Annotated in this window: 4 protein-coding genes; all 4 read right to left on the reverse strand. The window is 74.4% G+C overall.

Features of this window, described 5'->3' with window-relative positions; genetic code table 11:
* Positions 1-32 precede the first annotated feature (32 nt).
* The 4 genes from prmC to ACTS11_RS21010 are packed head-to-tail and all read right to left on the reverse strand — an operon-like array spanning position 33 to position 3,104.
* Positions 33-896, reverse strand: a complete 864-nt coding sequence (gene prmC / locus ACTS11_RS20995) for a peptide chain release factor N(5)-glutamine methyltransferase (RefSeq protein WP_442642224.1) — start codon at positions 894-896, stop codon at positions 33-35.
* 5 nt (positions 897-901) lie between these two features.
* A complete protein-coding gene (gene prfA, locus ACTS11_RS21000) occupies positions 902-1,957 on the reverse strand; it encodes a peptide chain release factor 1 (RefSeq protein WP_442642225.1) in 1,056 nt (351 codons plus the stop codon).
* A gap of 42 nt (positions 1,958-1,999) precedes the next feature.
* Positions 2,000-2,473 carry a DUF1499 domain-containing protein gene (locus ACTS11_RS21005; protein ID WP_442642226.1) on the reverse strand — a complete coding sequence of 158 codons (474 nt, stop codon included), beginning with the start codon at positions 2,471-2,473 and terminating at the stop codon, positions 2,000-2,002.
* Positions 2,474-2,486: 13 nt separating this feature from the next.
* Positions 2,487-3,104, reverse strand: coding sequence for a chloramphenicol acetyltransferase (locus ACTS11_RS21010; protein ID WP_442642227.1), 618 nt, complete (start codon positions 3,102-3,104; stop codon positions 2,487-2,489).
* Positions 3,105-3,131 lie beyond the last annotated feature (27 nt).

Below are 3,131 nucleotides of genomic sequence, written 5' to 3' on the forward strand. Positions count from 1 at the left end.
CTCAGAGGGGCGCATCCGCGCCGCGCCGCCCCCTAGGGCGCATCCGCGCCGCGCCGTCCGTGGACGACGCGCTCCCTTCCGGTCAGATCGGGGTCGATGCCGACGGCTTCAAGCCCCGCCGCCGAGAAAAGCGCCGAGACGGCCGCCCCCTGCCCCGCCCCGATCTCGACGGCGAGGCGCCCGCCCGGCGCGAGATGGCGCATCGCCCCCGCGAGGATCGCCGCGTAGGCCGACAGCCCGTCGCCCCCGGGCGTCAGGGCGAGGCGCGGCTCGTGCCCGGCGACCTCGGGGGCGAGCGTCGCGAGCTCAGCTTCGGCGATGTAGGGCGGGTTCGACACGATGAGGTCGAAGCGCGCGCCTTCGGGCACCGCCGCCCACCAGTCGCCCCGCGCGAATGCCAGCCGGTCGGCGACCCCGTGGCGGTCCGCGTTCTCCCGCGCGATCGCGAGGGCCGCCTGCGAGATGTCGGTGGCGAGGCCGGTGGCTTCGGGCCGCTCCGCCAGAAGCGTCACCGCGAGGATGCCCGAGCCGGTGCCGAGGTCGGCCACGCGCAGGAAGGGCTCGGCCAGCGCGCGGGCGACCAGCGCCTCGGTGTCGGGCCGCGGCGTGAGCACGTCGCGCGTCACGCGGAAGTCGCGCCCGAAGAAGTGCCAGCGCCCGAGGATTTGCGACACGGGCTCGCGCGCCATGCGCCGCGCGAGATGGCTGTCGGCGCGGGCAAGGGCCTCCGCCGGCAGCGGGTCGGGCCCCGAGGCCGCGAGGCGCGCGGCGCTCCATCCCGTCGCGTCGGCGAGGAGGAGGCGCAGGTCGCGCCGCGCCTCCTCCGGGCCGACCAGCGGCGCGAGGCGGGCCGTGGCCTCCCGCAGCCAGGCCGCGACCGTCGGGCCGCCCGACACGGGGCCTAGTCCTCCATCTCGGCCAGCGCGCGGGCCTGCGCCTCGGCGGTCAGCGCGTCGATCACCTCGTCGAGGTCGCCCTGAAGCACCTCCGGCAGGCGGTAGAGCGTGAGGTTGATGCGGTGGTCGGTGACGCGGCCCTGCGGGAAGTTGTAGGTGCGGATGCGTTCGGTCCGGTCGCCGGTGCCGACCTGCGAGCGGCGGCTCGCGGCGCGTTCGGCGTCGGCCCGCTGCCGCTCGAGATCGTAGAGGCGCGCGCGCAGGACGCTCATCGCGATCTCGCGGTTGCGGTGCTGCGACTTCTCCGACGAGGTCACGACGATCCCGGTCGGCAGGTGCGTGATGCGGACCGCGCTGTCGGTCGTGTTCACGTGCTGCCCGCCCGCGCCGGAGGAGCGCATCGTGTCGATGCGGATGTCGGCGGCGGGAATGTCGATGTCGACGGCCTCGGCCTCGGGCAGGACGGCGACGGTGGCCGCCGAGGTGTGGATGCGCCCGCCCGATTCGGTCTCGGGGACGCGCTGCACGCGGTGGACGCCGCTCTCGAACTTCAGCCGCGCGAAGACCCCCTCGCCCGCGATGCGCGCCGTGACCTCGCGGATGCCGCCGAGCTCGCTCTCCTGCAGGTCGACGATCTCGACGCTCCAGCCGCGCGCCTCGGCGTAGCGGGTGTACATGCGCAGGAGGTCGCCCGCGAAGAGCGCCGCCTCCTCGCCGCCGGTGCCGGGGCGGATCTCGAGCATGGCGGGGCGCGCATCGGCCTCGTCCTTCGGCAGGAGCGCCAGGCGCAGCGCCTGCTCGGCCTCGGGGAGCGCGCGGCGGAGGCGGGCGATCTCCTCCTCGGCGAGCGCGCGCATCTCGGGGTCGGACGCCAGCGCCTCGGCCTCCGCGAGCTGCGCGCGCAGGCTCTCGTGCTCGGCGATGCGGCTGACGACGGGCTTCAGCTCGGAATATTCCCGCGCGATGGCGGCGATGGCGACGGGCGCGGCGCCCGCGTTCAGCCGCGCCTCGAGATACTCGAAGCGCTCCCTGATCTGGCGGAGGCGGTCCTGGGGCAGCATCCGCGCGATGTGCCGGGCCTCGGGCTCCGGGTCAAGGGCCGCTCAGGGGGTGGTCGCGTCGATCCAGCGGGCGACGCGCGCCGCGTTCACGCCCAGATCGGAATGTCCGAAGCGCGAGCGCGAGAAGATCTCGACCCGCGTGGCCTCGCCCTCGGGATGGAGGCGGATCGACACGGCGTCCGGGAACCCCATGAGGCGCGAGCGCACCACGTATGTCGCGTGCCCGAGGGCGAGGTCGCCGGCGATCAGCCGGCCGCCATCGGCCTCGGCGACGGCCGCGAGCCGGGCGGCCACGGTCGCCATGTCGCGCGGGATGCGCGGGGCCCCGTCGCCGGCCCGAAGCTCGAAATTCGGCGTTCCGGGCGGCGTGACCCCGGCGGGATCGACGTGCCAGACCTGCGGCGGCATGGGCGCGAGGCGGAACCAGACGGCGGCGCCGAGGAGCGCGAGGCCGAGGGCGGCGAGGAGGAGCAGCAACAGGCGCATGGCCAGCGGGATGGCAAGCGCCGCGGGCAAGGTCAAGCCTCTCCTAGCCGCCGTGTTTCTCGAGAAAGGCCTCGGCCGTCAGCGTGCGGAAATCTCCGAGCGCGTCGCGGAGCCGCCCGTGGTCCCAGTCCCACCAGCCGAGCGCGATCAGCCGCTCGGCGATGCCGGGCGGCTGGCGCGGGCGGAGCGGTTTCGCGGGGCAGCCCGCGACGATCGTGTAGGGCGCGACGTCCTTCGTGACGACGGCCCCCGCCCCGACGACCGCGCCGTGGCCGACCGTCACCTCGGGCTTCACGATGGCGCCGTGACCGATCCAGGTGTCGTGGCCGATCTCGGTGCGCCGGCCCGCGCGGTGGGCGAAGAAGGCCTCGTCGTGCCCGGCGTCGGGCCAGTAGTCGGCAGAGCGGTACATGAAGTGATGCAGGCTCGCCCGGTCGAGCGGATGATCGGTGGGCCCGATCCGCACGAAGGCGGCGATGTTGGAGAACTTGCCGACCCGCGTGTTGGCGAGGTCGCAGTAGCGCGTGGTGTAGGAATAGTCGCCGAGCTCGGAATTCAGGAGGACGGTTCCCTGCCCCACCTCGGTGAAGCGGCCGAGGCTCGAATTCACGATCCGCACGTCGGGATGGATCAGCGGCTCTCCGGAATGCATGTCCTTCATCGTCCTGCCCCGCGCGGTTTGCCCCGC

Origin of the sequence: Roseicyclus sp., from assembly GCF_052168335.1 — a bacterium.
Classification (GTDB): domain Bacteria; phylum Pseudomonadota; class Alphaproteobacteria; order Rhodobacterales; family Rhodobacteraceae; genus Roseibacterium.